The 17167-nt window shown below is 68.0% G+C and carries 21 protein-coding genes and 1 pseudogene; 8 read left to right on the top strand and 14 right to left on the bottom strand.

What is annotated here, in order from left to right; genetic code table 11:
* Window positions 1-3: 3 nt before the first annotated feature.
* Entirely contained in the window at window positions 4-279 is a 276-nt protein-coding gene (locus AB0L59_RS26925) for a hypothetical protein (protein ID WP_365588355.1), read from the top strand.
* Window positions 280-351: 72 nt separating this feature from the next.
* Here AB0L59_RS26925 and AB0L59_RS26920 read toward each other — a convergent pair whose 3' ends face one another.
* The 3 genes from AB0L59_RS26920 to AB0L59_RS26910 all read right to left on the bottom strand — a co-directional run bounded on the left by AB0L59_RS26920 (window position 352) and on the right by AB0L59_RS26910 (window position 3738).
* Window positions 352-1320, bottom strand: a complete 969-nt coding sequence (locus tag AB0L59_RS26920; RefSeq protein WP_365588352.1) for a hypothetical protein — start codon at window positions 1318-1320, stop codon at window positions 352-354.
* On the bottom strand, window positions 1317-1865 hold the full coding sequence (locus AB0L59_RS26915; protein WP_365588349.1) for a hypothetical protein: 549 nt from the start codon (window positions 1863-1865) through the stop codon (window positions 1317-1319). Before AB0L59_RS26915 ends, AB0L59_RS26920 begins: the two co-directional genes overlap by 4 nt.
* A 484-nt stretch (window positions 1866-2349) precedes the next feature.
* Window positions 2350-3738 (bottom strand): hypothetical protein, encoded by a 1389-nt coding sequence (locus AB0L59_RS26910; protein ID WP_365588347.1) that lies wholly within the window; start codon window positions 3736-3738, stop codon window positions 2350-2352.
* A 335-nt stretch (window positions 3739-4073) separates the two neighbouring features.
* On the opposite strand from AB0L59_RS26910, the gene AB0L59_RS26905 reads away from it, so the two are divergent.
* Window positions 4074-4199 (top strand): hypothetical protein, encoded by a 126-nt coding sequence (locus AB0L59_RS26905; RefSeq protein ID WP_365588344.1) that lies wholly within the window; start codon window positions 4074-4076, stop codon window positions 4197-4199.
* Between the two features lie 162 nt (window positions 4200-4361).
* Window positions 4362-5170, top strand: a protein-coding gene (locus AB0L59_RS26900; protein ID WP_365588408.1) for an IS5 family transposase whose coding sequence is annotated in 2 segments (ribosomal slippage) — window positions 4362-4701 and window positions 4701-5170 — 810 coding nt in all. Because the reading frame shifts where the segments join, the coding sequence is not laid out codon by codon here.
* Here AB0L59_RS26900 and AB0L59_RS26895 read toward each other — a convergent pair.
* Together AB0L59_RS26895 and AB0L59_RS26890 are read right to left on the bottom strand one after the other, a co-directional pair.
* Window positions 5162-5788: a nucleotidyltransferase family protein gene (locus tag AB0L59_RS26895; protein ID WP_365588341.1), complete on the bottom strand. Its 627-nt coding sequence runs from the start codon at window positions 5786-5788 to the stop codon at window positions 5162-5164. The two genes, AB0L59_RS26900 and AB0L59_RS26895, sit on opposite strands and share 9 nt — an antisense overlap.
* 119 nt (window positions 5789-5907) lie before the next feature.
* Window positions 5908-6261 (bottom strand): AAA family ATPase, encoded by a 354-nt coding sequence (locus AB0L59_RS26890; protein ID WP_365588339.1) that lies wholly within the window; start codon window positions 6259-6261, stop codon window positions 5908-5910.
* A gap of 176 nt (window positions 6262-6437) precedes the next feature.
* Between AB0L59_RS26890 and AB0L59_RS26885 the strand changes: the two genes are divergently transcribed.
* A complete protein-coding gene (locus AB0L59_RS26885) occupies window positions 6438-6767 on the top strand; it encodes a hypothetical protein (RefSeq protein WP_365588337.1) in 330 nt (109 codons plus the stop codon).
* Window positions 6768-6810: 43 nt separating this feature from the next.
* Here AB0L59_RS26885 and AB0L59_RS26880 read toward each other — a convergent pair whose 3' ends face one another.
* From AB0L59_RS26880 to AB0L59_RS26840, 9 genes and pseudogenes are all read right to left on the bottom strand, one after another.
* The gene (locus AB0L59_RS26880; RefSeq protein WP_365588335.1) at window positions 6811-7677 is read right to left on the bottom strand and encodes a DDE-type integrase/transposase/recombinase; all 867 of its coding nucleotides are present in this window, start codon (window positions 7675-7677) and stop codon (window positions 6811-6813) included.
* A gap of 163 nt (window positions 7678-7840) precedes the next feature.
* Window positions 7841-8065: pseudogene (locus AB0L59_RS26875) on the bottom strand (helix-turn-helix domain-containing protein); the annotation flags it as partial.
* A 223-nt stretch (window positions 8066-8288) separates the two neighbouring features.
* Window positions 8289-8723 (bottom strand): hypothetical protein, encoded by a 435-nt coding sequence (locus tag AB0L59_RS26870; RefSeq protein WP_365588332.1) that lies wholly within the window; start codon window positions 8721-8723, stop codon window positions 8289-8291.
* 490 nt (window positions 8724-9213) lie between these two features.
* Window positions 9214-10101 (bottom strand): SDR family oxidoreductase, encoded by an 888-nt coding sequence (locus AB0L59_RS26865; protein ID WP_365588330.1) that lies wholly within the window; start codon window positions 10099-10101, stop codon window positions 9214-9216.
* Between the two features lie 29 nt (window positions 10102-10130).
* Window positions 10131-10514 carry an MmcQ/YjbR family DNA-binding protein gene (locus AB0L59_RS26860; RefSeq protein ID WP_365588328.1) on the bottom strand — a complete coding sequence of 128 codons (384 nt, stop codon included), beginning with the start codon at window positions 10512-10514 and terminating at the stop codon, window positions 10131-10133.
* 132 nt (window positions 10515-10646) lie between these two features.
* Window positions 10647-11564: an NADP-dependent oxidoreductase gene (locus AB0L59_RS26855; RefSeq protein ID WP_365588325.1), complete on the bottom strand. Its 918-nt coding sequence runs from the start codon at window positions 11562-11564 to the stop codon at window positions 10647-10649.
* 48 nt (window positions 11565-11612) lie between these two features.
* Window positions 11613-12260, bottom strand: a complete 648-nt coding sequence (locus tag AB0L59_RS26850) for a nitroreductase family protein (protein ID WP_365588322.1) — start codon at window positions 12258-12260, stop codon at window positions 11613-11615.
* Window positions 12261-12311: 51 nt separating this feature from the next.
* A complete protein-coding gene (locus tag AB0L59_RS26845; protein ID WP_365588320.1) occupies window positions 12312-13106 on the bottom strand; it encodes an isocitrate lyase/phosphoenolpyruvate mutase family protein in 795 nt (264 codons plus the stop codon).
* A gap of 110 nt (window positions 13107-13216) precedes the next feature.
* Window positions 13217-13765, bottom strand: coding sequence for a carboxymuconolactone decarboxylase family protein (locus tag AB0L59_RS26840; protein ID WP_365588318.1), 549 nt, complete (start codon window positions 13763-13765; stop codon window positions 13217-13219).
* Between the two features lie 186 nt (window positions 13766-13951).
* On the opposite strand from AB0L59_RS26840, the gene AB0L59_RS26835 reads away from it, so the two are divergent.
* The 4 genes from AB0L59_RS26835 (at window position 13952) to AB0L59_RS26820 (ending at window position 16539) form a co-directional block, all read left to right on the top strand.
* Window positions 13952-14605 (top strand): TetR family transcriptional regulator C-terminal domain-containing protein, encoded by a 654-nt coding sequence (locus tag AB0L59_RS26835; RefSeq protein WP_365588315.1) that lies wholly within the window; start codon window positions 13952-13954, stop codon window positions 14603-14605.
* A 124-nt stretch (window positions 14606-14729) separates the two neighbouring features.
* Window positions 14730-14939 carry a PAS domain-containing protein gene (locus tag AB0L59_RS26830; protein WP_365588405.1) on the top strand — a complete coding sequence of 70 codons (210 nt, stop codon included), beginning with the start codon at window positions 14730-14732 and terminating at the stop codon, window positions 14937-14939.
* Window positions 14940-14993: 54 nt separating this feature from the next.
* Window positions 14994-15629, top strand: coding sequence for a hypothetical protein (locus AB0L59_RS26825; protein WP_365588313.1), 636 nt, complete (start codon window positions 14994-14996; stop codon window positions 15627-15629).
* Window positions 15630-15882: 253 nt separating this feature from the next.
* Complete coding sequence (locus AB0L59_RS26820) at window positions 15883-16539, top strand: PP2C family protein-serine/threonine phosphatase (protein ID WP_365588310.1); 657 nt, start codon at window positions 15883-15885, stop codon at window positions 16537-16539.
* Window positions 16540-17167: the final 628 nt, after the last annotated feature.

Raw genomic sequence — 17167 nt, 5'->3', positions numbered from 1 at the left:
GCAGTGGAACGCTGGCATCGCTGCACCGCCAAGGACCGCCCGGGAAGGGCCTTGCCGTGTTCAGCGGCAGCAGGATCGTGGTGCTCTCAGGTCCAGACATACCAAGTCGGCAAGAGCAAGGCGCTGCTCAACCAGCGCTCCGCCACAATCTTCCTGCTCGTCGCCCTGACCGGCATCGGCGCCAGCTTGTTCGCCATCCTCACCGCGGGTTCCTGGCCCGTGGCCGTCACCGCCGGCGCAACCGCCGCCGGCTTGTTCGTCGACCGGATCATGGAATGAATCCGCCTCAGCGTGCCCAGAACCACCTCGGTCAGTCGCGGCACTGTGCCGCGACGGCATGCTCGCCGGGCGTTACCAGTGGCGCAGTGCCCCGGTCAGTTCCTGACGCCATTGATCTCGCCCGGGATCATCGTCGTCTGGTTCTCCGCCCAGGGCGAGGACCTGGTCGGTGATGTTGTAGGTGATGCGGTAGGCAAGCAGGGATGTCGCTGCCTCCAGCCAGTCCTCTGTCTTGCGCGTCGGCGCAACCGGGCCGAGCACCGTCACGAACCACATGGGCAGCAGTGACCTGTCCCGGATCGCCTCCGCGATGCGATAGCGCAGTTTCTGGTACAGCTGCTTCTGAGCCTCGATGCCTTCGGTGAGAAGCTCGGCGTCGCGCACCCGCGTCTCACGATCCCGGGCCAACGCGGCCCGCGCACGCCGGGCGTAGGGGGCACGATGGCTTGCCGTTCGAGCGTACTGGTCAGCCTGGCGTCGGGCCGTGGTGAAGGCCTGGCTGGCCTGCTCGTGCTGGGGTGCGCCGAACGCGGTGTTGGCCAGGGTTTCGGCAGCAGCCAGGACGGCCGCGTACTGCTCGTCGCGCTGCTCGAGGGCCTCTTGGTGGGAGCGGATGGAGGATGAATTGCTGTCCCGCTCGGAGTGGGTGAGAAGCATGGTGCGGGCTGCGCGAGCATTGCCGGCGAGTGCGCCAAGGGCGCACCACGAAGCGGGGAACGAGTCGAAGTCGGCGCAGGGCATCTTGTCCGCGGCCGCCAGGTTCGCCTCCATAAGCTGGATGCGCGCGGTCAGCTTCTTCAGGGCCCGGTCGGTGTCGGCGATGTGTCCGCGGGCGTCGGTGTCCAGGTCTTCGAGGTTGCTGCGGACTTCGTCGGCCTTGTCGTCCGCGTCGCTCACCGCGCTGCGGATGCTGCGGAGTTCGTGTTCGAGGTCGTCGATGTAGCCGAAGCTTCTCTTCAGTGACTCCAGGTCGTTTTCCAGGTCCTCGATGCGGCTGTCCAGGCTCCGGATCTTGTAGCTGTAGTCGTCGCTCAGGCTCACCTGGACTGTCCCTTCTTGACCGCGTCACCCGGTCCTTCGCTGACGGTGACGGCGAGGACGAGCCACCCGATGATGGCGAGGATCACGAACCACAGTGAGATCACGCTCAAGGTGATGAGCGCGACCAGCAAGCACTCCAGGTGCAGGCCGATGGTCAAGTGCCGGTAGAAGCGGTGGTTCTTGTGCGTGACCTTCTGGAAGGAGAGGGACAGTGTGGCGATGCAGTGGGGTACCAGCACCACCAGCCACCAAGCCGAGTGCCCCAGGGCGAAGGTGAGCACGATCAGCGCGAGCGCGACAGCGGTCTGCCCGAGCCACGAGATCCGCACGATGCGCTCGCTCAGGTGCCGCTCGGGCTCAGCAAGCCTGGCGGGGATTGTCTTTTCGAATGCCAGGAGCTCATCGGCCGCCTGGAGCAGCCGGGCGTACTCGGCACCGAAGTTCTCATCCCCTGCCTCATACCGGGCCGTCTCACCATGACGGGCGAGAAGCCTTTGCTGCAGTTGCCGGTACTCGGTCTCTATCTCATGCCGTACCTTGCTCACTGCTCCGTCCCCCTGCCCACGGACCGACGTCTGACGTCCAAGGCCTTCCCACGGGCAGCACGCCACAGCCCGAAATTGATCGACGGTATCCAGCCGTAGTTTCGAGGTCCGTTCCAGCCAGGACAAAGTGAGTGCCCCGGCCCGGCATCACACTCGCCCCCTGAACTGAGTTCAGGACCTGGCCCGGCAACTGGGCCTGATCCCACCATGGTTTTCGACCAGCCCCACCCCAACACCGAACCTGATCGACAGGACCGCACCTGCCCCCGTCTCAACCGGCCACCACGCCGGTTAACGGCGCTGCGCTTCTCTCGAGCGCTCACACTGGGGCTCCCGCCTCGGATGGTCCCCGCAGACGCAAATCCGCCCGCAGGACCGGCCTTTGGATGCGTGCTGCAGCGTGTGTCGGACGGACGACCTGCGAACTCCGCGCTCAAGCTGTGGCTCGGGGGCCTCATGGCGCCCGGTGTGGAGGCGCTGTGCCCTACCGGCGGAAGCCTCGCCCGGGATCGCGGACGCTGTGGCTGCCGAAGGGATCGAACCAGGCGGCAGCCCTGAGGTCGCCCACACCCATGGACTGGTTCGCTGGGTCCTCCGGGTCTGCGATGCCGCCGAGTTTCGGGTCGAAGAGCATCAGGACGTCGTGGTCCTGGAACAGCAGATCGGAACAGTCGTCCCAGCTGTAGTCGTCGCCGTGTTCGGGGAGCGTGTGGTGGGGGTCCGTGGGAGGGCGGTCTTCCAGGTGGGTGGGGGCGTCCTCGATGGCCAGGTGCAGGGCCATCTCCTCCGCGGTGCAGGTGGGTTCGGGCCACTTGCCCCGGCCGAGGTCTGCGGCCAGGTCGTCGAAGGCGCGCGCCATGCGCCGCCGCCATCGGTGGTCGGCAGTCCAGGTGAGCGCAGGCAGTCGGCCGAAGACTTCCCAGGTGGTGGCGTTGGCGTCCGGCAGGAACTGGTCCCCCAGGCGGTGTGCGTCGTCGTAGGCCTGGTCTGCGAGGAGAACCAGGGCTGTATGGAGCAGGTCGGCGGTGCGGGGGGTGAGCTGCCAGCCGCACTCCTCGCAGTCGGGGTCCTCGCCCTTGCAGGGGCAGTCCCGGACGGCGAAGAGGGCGGCGAAGTTCGGCGTCTGCTCACCGGCTGTGGGCCTTTTACGCTGCTGGCGCAGGCGCCAGCCGTGGACGAACCGGGTGACGACGGGCGCTGCGCTCCAGTCGGCCAGCTCGTCGCCGTCTTCGATGCTCAGCACCTCTGCCGAGCTTTGGTCTTCCAGCGTCTGGCTGCCGGTGACGTCGCTGTCCTCGGTGAGGGTGATCACGGCGCCGGCCAGGTCGCGTGGGTCGTCGTCGCCGAGTTCGGAGGCCGGCAGCGGCTCCCAGCCGCGGCGGGCAGCGGCGTGAAGGAGCGCGTCTTCGTCGGTGATGTGAAACTCGCGCAGGTGGGTGATCCGCACGACCTTCCCCGGCAGGTCCTTAAGCCGGGGGTGACCCGCCGCTGCGGGCGCTGCCGAGGAATCCGGTTCGTCGTCGAACGGCTCCGAGTCCGGGTCCGTCGCCGTGAGCAGGGTGCCGGGTTCCGCGGGCCAGGTCCCGCTCGCGGCTCGCGTGACGGCCTGGCGCAGGGAGCCGGCCGGTGCATCCGGCATCTGAGCCGTGAGAGCGGTCAGTTCGTCATCGACGGCTGCGGCGTCACGCAGCGCCAGGACCCGGCGGAGAATGCCTGTCGCCTCGACGGCGTGCTCGGGGTTCTTACAGGTCAAAACGGCGGTCAGGGAACTGGGCCCGTAGTCGTGAGCCAGCAGGGCAAGCACCCGACTCTTGCTGGAGGTGTGTTCGCACAGGAAGTCGACGGCCCGGGCCACGGACAGCGATGACGTCATCGCGGGACTCCAAAAGGGGAAGAACGCGGGGCGCACCGGACGGGCGGCGCACGCGCACAGACAGGAACCCGCTGGTGGACACGGTGCGGCCGCGTCCCCGGACGGTGAAAGAGGCAAGTTGGGGTGCCAGTTGGTGTCCTCGCTACGAACGAAGACCCGGACTCGGCTGACACAGACACTACCCGCGCCTGGCGGCGCGTACCCCGGACATCTGTAAAAGAGCGGGATCTGCCGGGGCACCGCCACCGCCCGCCGAGGTCAACTCGGGGCTGACGCAATCGAAAGAGCAGCACGCTGCGGTAGGAGGTCGTGCAGCGTCTGTAACAGACGGCGCGATGCATCACACCGGCCGAACAGGTTGGCTCATCGTCCTACGACTGCTGACCAGCCTGGACGGCGAAACGCACGGGAAGGCCCTCAAGATCTCCTTCATCATGCCGTGGCGCCACGAGGGCTGGTAGCCAGCCGACCGGCCCGGCCAATGCGGGCACCGAGACCCTGGCAGCGTGCACGACCAGAACCGCCATGGCCAGCAAACCCGCTACGCTCCCTTAACTGATCGTTTCAGAATGAGTTGATCCCCCAGTCTTGTGTTCGACGATCTTGGTCGGCAGGGTGTCCAGGTGCGTGCTGATCTTGTTCCGGATGACCTGTGGGAGCGGGTGGCTCCGCTCCTGCCGCCTGCTCCCGAGCGGCGTCGCCGTTACCCAGGGCGGCTTCGCGTGCCGGACCGGACGGCGCTCGCGGGGATCTTGTACGTGCTGCGGACGGGTGTCGCCTGGCGCGATGTCCCCACCGAGACTGTCGGCTGCTCCGGGGTGACGGCGTGGCGTCGGCTTCGGGATTGGACCGAGGCTGGCATCTGGTCCGGCCTGCACGCCACTCTGCTGACAGAGTTGCGCCGTGCGGACCTTCTAGACCTGGACGACTGCGCCGTGGACGGCTCACACGTCCGGGCGTTGAAAGGGGGGACCTGGTCGGGCCCTCGCCTGTCGACCGCGGCCGACCCGGCTCCAAGCACCATGTGATCGTCGACCGGCACGGAACTCCGCTTGCCGTCACGCTCACCGGTGGCAACCGCCACGACGTCACCCAACTCCTGCCGCTGCTGGATGCGGTCCCGCCGATCCGCGGACTGCAAGGACGGCCCCGCCGAAGGCCCCGGTGCTTGTACGCCGACCGGGGCTACGACTTCGACAAGTACCGCCGCCTGCTGTGGAAGCGCGGCATCAAGCCAATGATCGCCCGACGCGGCGTCGCCCATGGCTCCGGACTGGGCAAGGTGCGCTGGGTCGTCGAGCGCGCCTTTGCCTGGCTCCACCACTTCAAGCGCCTGCGGATTCGCTACGAGCGTCGGGCCGACCTCCACACCGGTCTGCTCCAGCTCGCGTGCAGCATCATCTGCCTGCGTCGGCTCCGCGCATCAGGATGAAGAAGGCATTGGGAAGGCGGGAGCCGAGGGCCAGTCGAGTACGGTCAACTCGGGCCACTGCTGTCGCCAGCGCGCCGCCTTGGTCTCGTACACCTCTCGCGGGGCGAGCACCGGATTGGGACGCACGACGAGATTGAACACGTCGGAGAGCCCGTGCGGCGCATAGATACGCCATCGCCCGCCCGGCTCCAGGCGCACACCCAGGCAGCAAGTGGTCGCCGCGAAGCTGTCGATGGCCGCCTCCGTGGAGGCATACGGGGCGCATGCAACGCCGAACTTCTGCTCGTACCACAGGTGGACGCGGGCCTCGTTGCGAACCTCGACCTCGGCCGGCAGCCCTGCAAAGGCTTCGCCAGCGGCCCTGATCACTGCACCTTCCGCCTCCCACGACAGGTCCCGGCTGTCGAAGTAGAAGACGTCGTAGTCCTTGATCCCACTGGTGGGGTGCCTGTCAGTGACCACGTTCCAGACGGTCTGGAACAGGCAACCCGCCGTCACGTACCAGCCGGACAGATTCAGTGCTGCGGTGCGGTGCAGCACATCCACCAGCACCTCGTTGCGGGACAGCACTGACTTCAGGGCGGCGAGTTGCTCGTCGAGCGGAAGGCGACCAATCACCGCCCATGCTTACCACGCCACAGGCCAGCAACGCCTGCACACAGCCTTCGAGACTCTCGTGATGGATGTGATTCTGAAACGATCAGTAAAGCACCACGGCGTGCGCTTCCATCCATCCGTCACGGTGCTGGAGGTTTCATCTGACGGGCAGGTGACCGTGGTATCGAAGGAAGTGAGAGTTCCGCGCGCCTCGTCGACTTGTGCGGTGGGGGGACGCCGCCGAGCGAGGTGACGATCGCGTGGTGGACGCCGGCGACGCCGACGGCGGGATTGGCCAGGTAGATGACCTTGTGACGGGGGTGGTCCAGCTGCGCGAGCGACGCCCGAACCGCGACGGTCTTGCCCGCGCCAACCTCGCCGGTGATCACCCCGAGGGCGCGTTCGCCGATGCACCAGGTGATCCGGGCGACGGCCTGCGCATGGGCAGAGTGCCGGTGCAGCATCGAGGGCGCCAGGTCCTTGCCGAACGGCATGCGTGTGAAGCCCCAGTGCGCGGTCAGTTTGTCTATCAATGTCCGTCTATCCTCTCCAAGTAGGCGACTGCGCAGTCCCGTTCATCTGCGGCCTTCTCGGCCCGGCAGTAGGAGCGGCTGGCCGAGAGCCGCAGGCTCTGTGCGGCTGCGGTGGCAGCCAAGTAGCGTGTGCGCTCATGAGCGACCATCCGAAGACCGGCCTGGGTGACGTGCTCACCCACGTAGTGAGCTGCGACCACGAGGGCGAAGAGCCCGACCTCAGCGGCGGTCGACGAGTCGAATACGTCGTGACCGGGATCCGCGGAGCGCTCGTCGACGCCCATGCCGTCGATGACCCGACGAACAAGTACGTGACCTCGGCCGCCGTTCTCTCGCAGAACCTCAAGACCGAGGTCGGTTCGCTGCTCGGGCGCCACTTCAGTTGCCGTGTCGTGCCCGGCAACCCCGGCACCTTCTTCGTCGATTTCCAGCTGGCCCCAGAGCCAGGCGCCCAGGCGTCCGCTTGACCGGCGCGTGGGACAAGTCCTTCGTGGACCGGATTACCGCTGGTCACGAGCTTTCCTCGCTCAGGTCGACGGCCGGGGTCGGCTGGTCCTGGCCCGGCAGGAAGACCTCGTAGTTGATCCGCCGACCGAGCTCCTTCGTGCGCTCGGTGTCGATCAGCCGCAAGTAGTCGATCCCGGTCGGCGCAGGCGGGGCCGCAGCGGGGGTCTCGAGCCTTGCCTTGGGGTGCGCGTGACGGGTGATCAGGTGCGGGATCGCCTTGCCGAACGAGCGGCCGCCGAAGCGGACGTCGATGTCGGTCAGGTCGAAGGGGTCGAAGACCAGCTCGACCTGCCGCCCGAACAGCGACGCGTCGACGTTGCAGGTGTGGGACTGGAGCGAGACCGTGGCGGTCCTGGCGACCTTCCGCAGCTCTGACCAGCGGAAAGCCTCCCGCAGCGCGTCCGGTGTCGGCGTGGGGAACGGTGCCCCTGCGAGCCAGCGCTCCAACGGAGCCTGACCGGTCTCGGAGTGGACCCGCCGGTGGTAGACCTGTTCGACCCAGGCGGTGAAGAGGCGGTTGAGAGTTGGCAGGTCAGCGACCTTCTCCGTGTCGATCTCGACCAGGAACTGCTCCCGGACTGTTCGAAAAAAGCGCTCCACCTTCCCGCGACCCTGCGGCCGTCCCGGGGTGGAGTGGATGAGCTTGATCCCGAGCCTCGCGCATGCTCTGAGCAGGGCGGAGTCCACGAACGCGCTCCCGTTGTCGACGTAGACACCTTCGGGGACGCCGCGTGCGGCGAGCGCTGGCCGCAACGCTGCGGCGAGGCGGACGCTGTCCTCCGCACCGCCCCAGCGATGGCCGACCACGGCCCGGCTGTTGTCGTCGACGAACGCGGAGGTAGGCCTTGTGGCCTGCGATCTTCGGTCCATGCAGGGCGTCGCCGACCCAGAGCTCGTTCGGACGCGTGGCCTCGAACCGGCCGAACGCCTCCGGCGGCTTCCCGTCCGGACGGGTCAGCAGCTCCAGCCGCTGCAGGTGCCGATGGACGGTGCGGTAGGACGGGCCCCACCCGAGGTGCTGCTGCAGGATCCGCACCACCTGCGCGGTCGACCGCGACGGGTTCTCCCGCTTCAAGGCCGCGGCCAGGTCCAGGACCTCCTCCGGCGTGCGCGGGGTGACCTGGCGGGTCGGCGGCAGCAGCGCTTCCAAGCCGCCCTCGCGCCAGAGCTTGAGCCAGCGGTCCACCGTCCCGCGTGTGATCTTGACCGGCTTCCCGAACGGATCCGTGTGCACTTTAGCGGCGATCGCCCTGACCATCGCCCCGCGCTGCCGCGGCGACAGGGCAGCGTCAGCCGCCTCACGGATCAACTGGTAACGGAACAAAGCGACCTGGTGGGCCCGCTCGGCCCGCCGTCGCTCCTCCTCATCGACCAACGCCATCCGAAGCCCTCCCGGGACGGTTGCGGACATGCCAGCCGCCAGGATGGAACCCGTCCCACCGCTTTCGTCAGGGTGAGCTCCGTGTTGATCGTTTTCGTGGTCAGGCCGGCGGCCGGCCCGGCGCCAGCAGCCGCCCGTGGCTGGCAGCCGACACCAACAACCAGGTAGGCACCTTCAACATGCCCGACGTCGCGCACCGCAGCCAGCTCCGCACCGTCGTCACCGGCCTACCCAGCCGCTCGGCGATCCGCCGCGACCCCCAGCCGACCCCTGCCAGCTCCAGCCCGGCCCCGACGACCTCGGCCGCATCCGCACGTCTGACCAGCGACACCACCGGCAGCAGGATGTGCGTCTCCTCGCAGGAACGACACCTCGCCCGCCGCGGACGGACCTTCACCACCCCCGCCGGCCCCCGCAGTCGGCGTGACCGGCCCCAGCCCCATCCAGCCAACACCCCACCGCAGTCCGGACACAGCAACTCGCCCGCCGACAGCCGCCGTTCGACAACCGAAGGCGGCACCTCTACCGTGACCAAGGCGCCCTCCGTTGGCGCTCACGTGGCCCTCCCGGACGCCGGCAAACGAGCGGGAGGGCCACGATCATGTGCAGGACATGGTCACGGTGCCGCCCAGCACCCCGAAGATCAACCCTCCAGCACCGACATCCCCACCATCACCACCGTCAGTGGCACAACACTGCCCGCTCATCAGCATCCTGAGTGGCTATCTACAAAGGGGCCCTTGCAGGAGTACGCCAGGCTGGCGAGCGGGGTGACCACGGTGGGTGATGTCTGGAGGGGCGGTCTGGAGCGCGGGATCGATGCAGGCGTTGCTCTCCGCGGTCGGTGTGCTATCTCGCGAGCTGGGGGTTCACGGTGACCTGGGTGCCCTCATCATCACATCGGGTCGAGGGCGCCCAGGTGCCCGGGCCTGGTCTACGAGGTCAGCTGCAGTCCGGAAGACACCCGATGCCAGTACCTGACGTTGCGGATCCCTTCGAGATCGAACAGGGGCATCCCGAGGATTTCAGCCCGGGGCGGGATAGCCGCCCGCAGCAAGGTCGTCGGTCAGGCTCGGGTGGGCGGGCTGCCAGCCGAACCGTTGCCGGGTCAGCGCGCTCGACGACGGCATGTCGAGGGCGAAGACGCGACCGATGACGCCGAAGCGCTCAGGCGGCACCGACTCGACCGGCACGCCGAGAACACCGCCGATGACCTCGGCCAGCGACCTCATGGTGTCGCCCTCGTCGGCCACCGCGTGCAGGACCGTGCCCGGCGCAGCGTCCTCGAGTGCGATGCGGAACAGCCGGGCGGCGTCAAGTCGGTTGACCGCCGGCCATCGCTGCATGCCGTCGCCGACGTACGCTGACACGCCCGTTTTCTGCGCGGCGGCGATGAGCACCGAGCAGAAGCCGTATGTGGTCCCGTACTGGTGCACGGAGCGGGGCAGCCGCACGACAGAGGACCGGACGCCCTGGGCGGCCAGGGCCAGCACTGCGCCGGAGGTGCGGCCGCGGCCGCCGACCGGACCGTCGCTGGTGTCGGGGTCCTCCTCGGTGGAGGTGTGGCCTGGCATCATCGGGGTGAGGCCGGCATGCACGAACGGCTTGCCGCTGCCTGCGAGTGCGGCCGCGAGGGTCTGCACGGCGCGCGCTTCGTCGTCGATGCCCTGTTCCAGGTTGCTCCAGTCGTTGCTGAAGGCCAGGTTGATGACACCGTCGGCCTGCGTGGCGCCGCTGCGGAGGCTGTCGAGGTCGGTGAGGTCGCCGCGGAGCGGCGTGGCGCCGGCGGCGGCGACGGCCGTAGCGGCGGCGTCGGAGCGGACGAGGCCGAGGACCTCGTGGCCTGCGGCGATGAGCTCGGGAACGACAACTGAGCCGATGCTGCCGCTGACGCCGGTGACGAACACGCGCATGGGAGGCTCCAGAGTGCTGCGGCGCCGTGTCAGGCGCGGCGGTTGTAGGTGGGGGGATTTACGGGTTGCTTGGACTTGGGGAGGCCGCCGACCACGAGACGGTAGGAGTCGGTCACGAGTTCCTTGACCAGCTTGTCGTCGATGGTGTCTCCGCCCTCCACTGTGATCCAGTGTCTTTTGTTCATGTGGTAGCCGGCGGTGATGTCTGCGTACTGCTCACGCAGGGCCGTGGCGTCGTCCGGATCGGCTTTCAGGATCACGACGGGCCGTCCGGGCATGTCGGTCATGAGCATGAAGACCTTGCCGCCCACCTTGTGCAGCTCCCAGTCGGGGCCGAAACGACGCTCCTGGTCAGTTCCGGGCAGTTCCGCGCTGTGGTCGCGTGCGATCTTCTGCAGTTGCTGTCCGTCCAAGGTGATCACCTCCTCTGTCGGTTCGCGAGCCGGGCGCGTGTGTCGGTCCGGGTTCTTGCGCCGGTCGGTGACCGAAGGCCATGGCGTAGATCAGGGCCATGGCCTGCCGGTCGGACGGTGGCTGTCTGCTGCCTACGGAAGGACGCGGATGACCGTCTTCCCGCGGCGTCGCGTGGTCGGGTTGAGGGCGTCTACGGCATCGTCGAGGCTCGCGACATCACCGATGTTGGTCCGCAGCCGTCCGTCCCGCACCCGCTGCACGATCTCACCCAGCTGCGCGCGGTCGGCTTCGACGACGAAGTCGATGGCCAGACCGTCGGTGGGCCGTGCCTCGACCGGGCCGACGACGGACACCAGTGTTCCTCCGGCCTTGATCAGGGCGGCGGACTGCTTCTGGACGTCGCCACCGATGACATCGAGGACCAGGTCGACGCCGCCGACGTCCTTCAGCGTGTCGTTCTCGAGGTCGACGAACTCGTGCGCGCCGAAGTCGAGCGCCTTCTCGCGGTCGGCGGCCCGTCCGGTGCCGATGACGTAGGCGCCGGCCTCACGTGCGAGCTGGGTCACCATCGTCCCGACCGCCCCGGCCGCGCCATGGGCGAGGATGGTCTGGCCGGCCTGGAGGCGGCCGTGCTGGAACAGCCCCTGCCAGGCGGTCAGACCCGAGATGGGCAGGGACGCGCCTACCGTGAAGTCGACGTCGCCGGGCAGCGGTGCGAGGTTGCGTGCCTCGATCGCCACGTACTGCGCCAGGGTGCCGTCGCGGTGCCAGTCGGCGAGGCCGAACACCCGCTGCCCGACCGAGAGCCCCGTCGTGCCGTAGCCGAGGGCGGTGACCACTCCGGCCAGCTCGTGGCCGGGGATCGACGGTGTCTTGTCCCGGCCGGCGCGATCGGCCCAGGTCGAGGGCCACTCCATCTCGGTGGGAACGAAGCCCGATGCATGGATCTGGACGATGACGTCGTTGATCGCTGCCACTGGCTCGGGCCGCTCCGTCAGCGTCATTCCGGCCGTTCCCGCAGCCTGGTCGGTGACCACAATGGCCTTCATGGAAATTATCCCTTTCCTTGTACGTATGGCGGGTTTTCGTTTCCCGGTTTAGATGAAGGTGAACAGCTGATCGGCGTCGAATCGCGAGATCGGAGTGGTGTACACCCTCTCCGGGTCGGGATAGCCGAGGGCCAGCAGCACCGTCGTGGTGTGTCCGCTCTCGCGGATCTTGAAGGCCTTGTCGACACTGACCGGGTCGAAGCCCTCCAGCGGCGTGGCCTCCACGCCGAGCTCGACGGCCGCCATCATGGTCAGGCCCACCGCCATGTAGGTCTGCTTCTCCATCCAGTGGTTCAGGTCCTTGTAGCCGTAGGTGCGCAGGTTGAGGAAGTCCCGGGTCATGGATTCCCACCTCTCCTGCTTGGCCGGGTCGGGGAACCGGCCGTCGGCCCTCTCCTTCGCGAACACCGCCTCGAGGTGGCCGTCGGGCAGATCTGCCCGGGTGGTGAGGATGATGGTGTGCGACGCGTTCAGGATCTTCTCGGCGTTGTCCTTGAATCGTTCGCCCAGGTTGTTGGCGAGCCGCTCCTTTCCTTCGGGCGTGGCGAGGACGTAGAAGTGGTTGGGCTGGACGTTCACCGATGACGGCGTGGAGCGCAGGAACTTCAGCAGCTGCTGGAGGGTTTCCTCCGGAATGGTCTTGCTGGGATCGAAGTACCTGGTGAGGTGCTTGCTCATGAGCTTGTCGAGGTTCATGTCACTCTTCCTTCGTGCGATGAGTGGGTGAGAAGCGGTGGGCTGGGCCTGTTAGTTCGCGGTGCGGGCGAGCAGGTCGCTGATGCGGTCGAAGCTCATTCCGGTGGTCGCGGCGGTGAGGTCTCCGGCGACGAGGGCCTTGGTGGCCTGCTGGAGTGCCTCCATCGCGTGGGTGTAGAGCGCTGGACCCACGCTGATGCGCTTGACCCCGGCCTTCTGCAGTTCAGCGACGGTCAGCACCTTGTCCGCCGGCGAGATGAGGACGTTGACCGGTTTCGGCGCGACGGCGGCGACGATCGCGACGAGTGCGTCGAGGTCGGGTGGGTACGGGGCGTAGAGCACATCGGCGCCGGCCTCGGCGAAGGCCGTCAGACGCCGGATGGTGTCGTCGAGATCGGGCCGTCCCTGGAGGAAGTTGTCGGTGCGGCCGGTGACGACGATGCGACCCTTGGCCGCCTCGACGGCGCTGCGGATGCGGCTGACGGCGTCGTCGAAGTCGCGGATCGGTTGATCGGGATTGCCCGAGGTGTCTTCGATCCCGACACCGGCCAGGCCGGAGGCGACGGCGGCTTCCACGGTGGCCGCGACGTCTTCAGGCGTGTCGCCGTATCCGTCCTCGAAGTCTCCGTTGACGGGCAGCCCGGTGAGCCGGCCGAGCAGCCGCGCATGCTCGAGGTGTTCGCCACGGGTGACTTCGTGACGCCCGTCGGACCGGCCGAGTGTGGTGGCGAGGGCCGCCGATGACGTCGCGATCGCCTCGAAGCCGGCGTCGGCCAGGATCAGCGCCGAGAGGCCGTCCCATGCGTTCGGCATGAGGAAGCCGCCGTCGCGGGTGTGGAGTGCCATGAACTTTTCGTAGAGCTCGGAGCCGGGCATATCGATCCTTCCCGGATGATCGTTCTGGTGCGGTGAGGGTGTATCGGCTGTGTGCGCGGCCTCGGACGGGGCCCCGGCGATCAGCCGGGCGTACCGGCCGGGCTGACGGCTGGGATGTCGACGTCGGTCTGGTTGACGTTGTTGATGAAGTTGGTCAGCAGGACCTGCACCGCCACCGTGACGATCGCCAGGATCTGCGGGTCGGTGTACCCGGCGTCTCGCACGGCCGCGAGGTCGGCGTCGCTGACCTGGCCGCGGCTCTCCACCACCTGCTGAGCGAACCGGGCGACCGCGGCGCGCTTGGGATCGGTCGAGCTCCCGGCCCGGGCCAGGGCGATGTCGTCGCTCGACATGCCGCCGAGTTCGGACGACACGTACGTGTGCATCGCCAGGCAGTAATCGCACCCGTTGGCCTGCGACACGGCGAGCGCGACGGTGTGCCGCGTCCTCGCGTCCAGGACCCGGCTCAAGGAGCCCTGCAGCGTCATGACGACGTCGAGGACGGCCGGATTCGACGCGAGCGTGGCGAACATGTTCGGGACGAAGCCGAACTGCGCGCCGACGTTGTCGATGACGCCCTTCGCCTCGTCGGGGATCTCGTCAGCAGAGAGGACGTTCAGTCGTGACATGGCGAATCAACCTCCGGTGAATGGGTGAGGAGTCAGCGTCGAGACCAGGCCGGTTCTTACTGCTTCGGCGGTCCAGCCCCGATGTGGCTGCGAACCCTGTCGCATTTTTGGGCTGCACAGCCCACTTCTCGGAGTGAACATCATGCGTTCTGGGCTGTCAAGCCCAGTCCCGGGTATCCTTGAGACATGACCACCACAACGGCGGCTCCCGCGCCGCACAAGCTCACGTCAAAGGGGCAGGCCACGCGGGCCCGCATCCTGGAGCACGCGGCGGAACTCATCTACACCAATGGGGTCCACGCGACGAACAACGAGCAGCTCCGCCGCGCCGCCGGCGTCAGCGGATCGCAGCTCAACCACTACTTCCCGACCAAGGAGAGTCTCGTCCTGGCCGTGATCGCATGGCAGGCCGAGCGCGTCCTGACATTCCACCGCGACGAGCGATTCGCCGGCTTCGACACCCTCGACGCGCTCCGGGCCTGGGCGGATTTCTACGTCGGCTACGAGCGCGCCTACCAGGAGGGCTGCACCCTCGGCTCCCTGGCGAGCGAGATCATCAAGACGGACCTCGACGTGCACGACGAGCTCGCGAGCGCGTTCGACCAGTGGAGGGGGATCTTCCGCGATGGAATCGAGCGCATGCAGCAACTCGGCCGCATCAGCGCTGAGGCAGATCCCACGCGACTGGCCAATCTGCTCCTTGCCGCCTTCCAGGGCGGCATGCTCCTCGCACTGGTCGCGCGGGACATCACCCCGCTGAAGGACGCGCTGCATGCGGCCATCGACCACCTGCAGACCTTCGCGACGTCTCCCGACGCCGGCCTGCCCCAAGCTCGGTAGCCGCTTCCACGCGCAGGGTCTGCGGAGCACGCCACGGTGGACGCCTTTGCGGGCCTGGACAGGCGACGACCGCGGTGCCGCCCTTCGCCCGGGACGCTGCGGCAGATACTCTGGGTGAGAAGAGATCACATCGCTCGACGATGGTCAGGGAGCGGCACGTGGACGCCGCGGACGAACTTCTTCAAAGGGCGACGCCGTCGGCTTTTTGGGCCTGGACGGTGTCATACGCTCCCTCAACGCCGCGATGGCCACTCAGCTGGGCAGGCCGTGGAAACAGTGCGTGGGTCGCGGCTTCGTCGATCTGCTCTCCGAAGGACCAGCGCATCTCGGCTGAGAGCCTGCTGGCGCACGGGGCCACGGCGAACGGGGTTGCGGTGCGCGCGCTGGAATGTCCCGGCTCGAGCACCGCATCCGTGGTCTGCCTCGTCGAGGCGCAACCGGTAGCGGATCCCTCAACCTGCATTCGTTGGACGCCAGAAACGACCTCGGTGGTCTGCTGATCCCGTTCCAGCTTGCGGCGAAGGATGCCGGCCTCGGCCTGTGGATGTGTTCCCCCGATGAGCACTACGTGGAGTCACTGGGTGGCGCACCCGCCCTGGCCGCGCTCTTCCCGCAGGCGTCGGTGCCCCTGTCCGAGATGATCAGGCGAGTGCACCCTGAGGACCGCAGGAACGTACGGCGGCTTGTGCGCTCGTCCGCCGCCCGGTCCCCGTGGATCATGACGCGGTTCCTCACCGAGCACGATGGCTGGCATGTTCTCGCGGGCCAGACCCGCCGGATCCGGTTGGGATACGGCGGCCCCGAACGTGTCCTCGCGGTGATCCGCGACGACATCGAGTCCGAGACACACCGCCAAGCGATGCCGGCCGCGGTGAACGCGGAGCGGGAGCGCGCCGATGGGATCACCGCGTTCTCCTCCGCCCTGTTCACCGCCGCCACCGAGCAGGAACTGCAGCAGGTTGTCCTGGCGCGGCTCGCCGCGGCCGTCGGAGGTTGCGGCGCGCTCTTTCGCCGTCGTCGATGACGGGCGCTTGCGGGTCTCCTCGGACGCCGGGATCCCACGTGGGAGGAGGATGCTCTGCACGGCCTGTCGCTGGACGAGGACCGGCCGTTGCCCAGCGTGATCCGTACCGGTCAGAGGCAGTTCTTCCCCAACCACGAGGAGCTCGTCCGGCGTTTGCTGCAGGATGACGGTCTGTCCCCGCCGCACCCCGTTCCCGGCACTGCCTTGTCGATCACCCCCCCGCCCGGCCGGCGACCGGCCGCTGGGGGCCTGGGTGGTGACGTACGAGAGCGAGCACCCCCCGTCCTCCGAGAAGCTCGCCTTCATTACGGCTCTGGCCGAACCGGCAGGCCAGGCACTGAGGCGCATCAGGTTGCAGCAAGCCCACGTCGAGCTGTCCACGGCGCTCCAGCAGAGCATGCTCCCGACGCTGCCGGAGCACCTCCCAGGCCTGGAAATCGCCGCCCGCTACCAGCCCAGCCGCGACGGCCCGGACATCGGCGGAGACTGGTATGACGCGTTCTTCCTGCCCGACGGTGCAGTCGCACTGGAAATCGGCGACGCTCAAGGACACGACGTGGACGCCGCGGCGTTCATGGGCCAGGCGCGCTCGTCCATGCGCGCGATCGCCGCCCACGAACCCGACCCGGCAACGGTGCTGACGCGCACCAACGAGTTGCTCGTCGCGACGGACGCGCCACGCTTCGCAAGCTGCACCATGCTGCACCTCGATCCGCACGAGGGACAGGTCATCGGCACCAGCGCAGGCCATGTGCCACTGCTCCATGCACGCGACGACGGCAGCCACACCATCCGCACACTCCCCGCCGGGCCGGTCCTGGGAATCGTCCCTGGCACCGAGTACCCCGAGGAGACCTTCACCTTGGAAGAGGGCACCGCGCTGGTCATGGTCACCGACGGCGTGGTCTAAGGGCCGCGCCTGACCCTGGACGACGGACTGGAGCGAGCGGGAGCACTGGCCGGTCGAGCCCTCCACGACCGGCTCGGCGTCGAGGCGACCGCAGACCGAATACTCGACGCGGTGGCCGAGCTCGATCACCTCGACGACGTGGCCGTGCTGGTCATCCGACGCGCATGAGACTCGAGAGCGCAAACAGCCCAGCAGCGAATGATCCCGCGTTCCGGCGCCGGCCAGCAGGCTGACAGGGCATCGATACGTCCGGGTTGCGTCCGGAGAAGCGGTGTACGGGTTTTCGACCTGGCCCGGATCCTGCGACGGGCATGCACCCACCCTGGTGGACACCCGTCCGAGCCGGTACGGAGACCCCGCTACTGACAGGTACGCCTGGTCCGGCGGGCCGAGCGCAGGACAGCCGGCGCCCCAGTACCGGTACGCGCTCGTCGTGTGAATGTCGCTGTAGGGCCGGCGCGAGATTCTCAGCCAGCAGCGGCTCATGCAGGCGCAGCCCGCTGCGCCGCGAGGGCGACGAGGGAGCGGGCGCGAGACCGGAACAGCTTTGGTAAGACGGCGCCACGGATCGACGCGAAGGAGACGGACGACGACGCAACAACGGAAAGGCACGGCGCGATGCAAGACG

The organism is Streptomyces sp. NPDC052109, from assembly GCF_040680195.1.
GTDB lineage: Bacteria > Actinomycetota > Actinomycetes > Streptomycetales > Streptomycetaceae > Streptomyces.
This window is presented reverse-complemented; position numbering and strand designations above follow the sequence as displayed.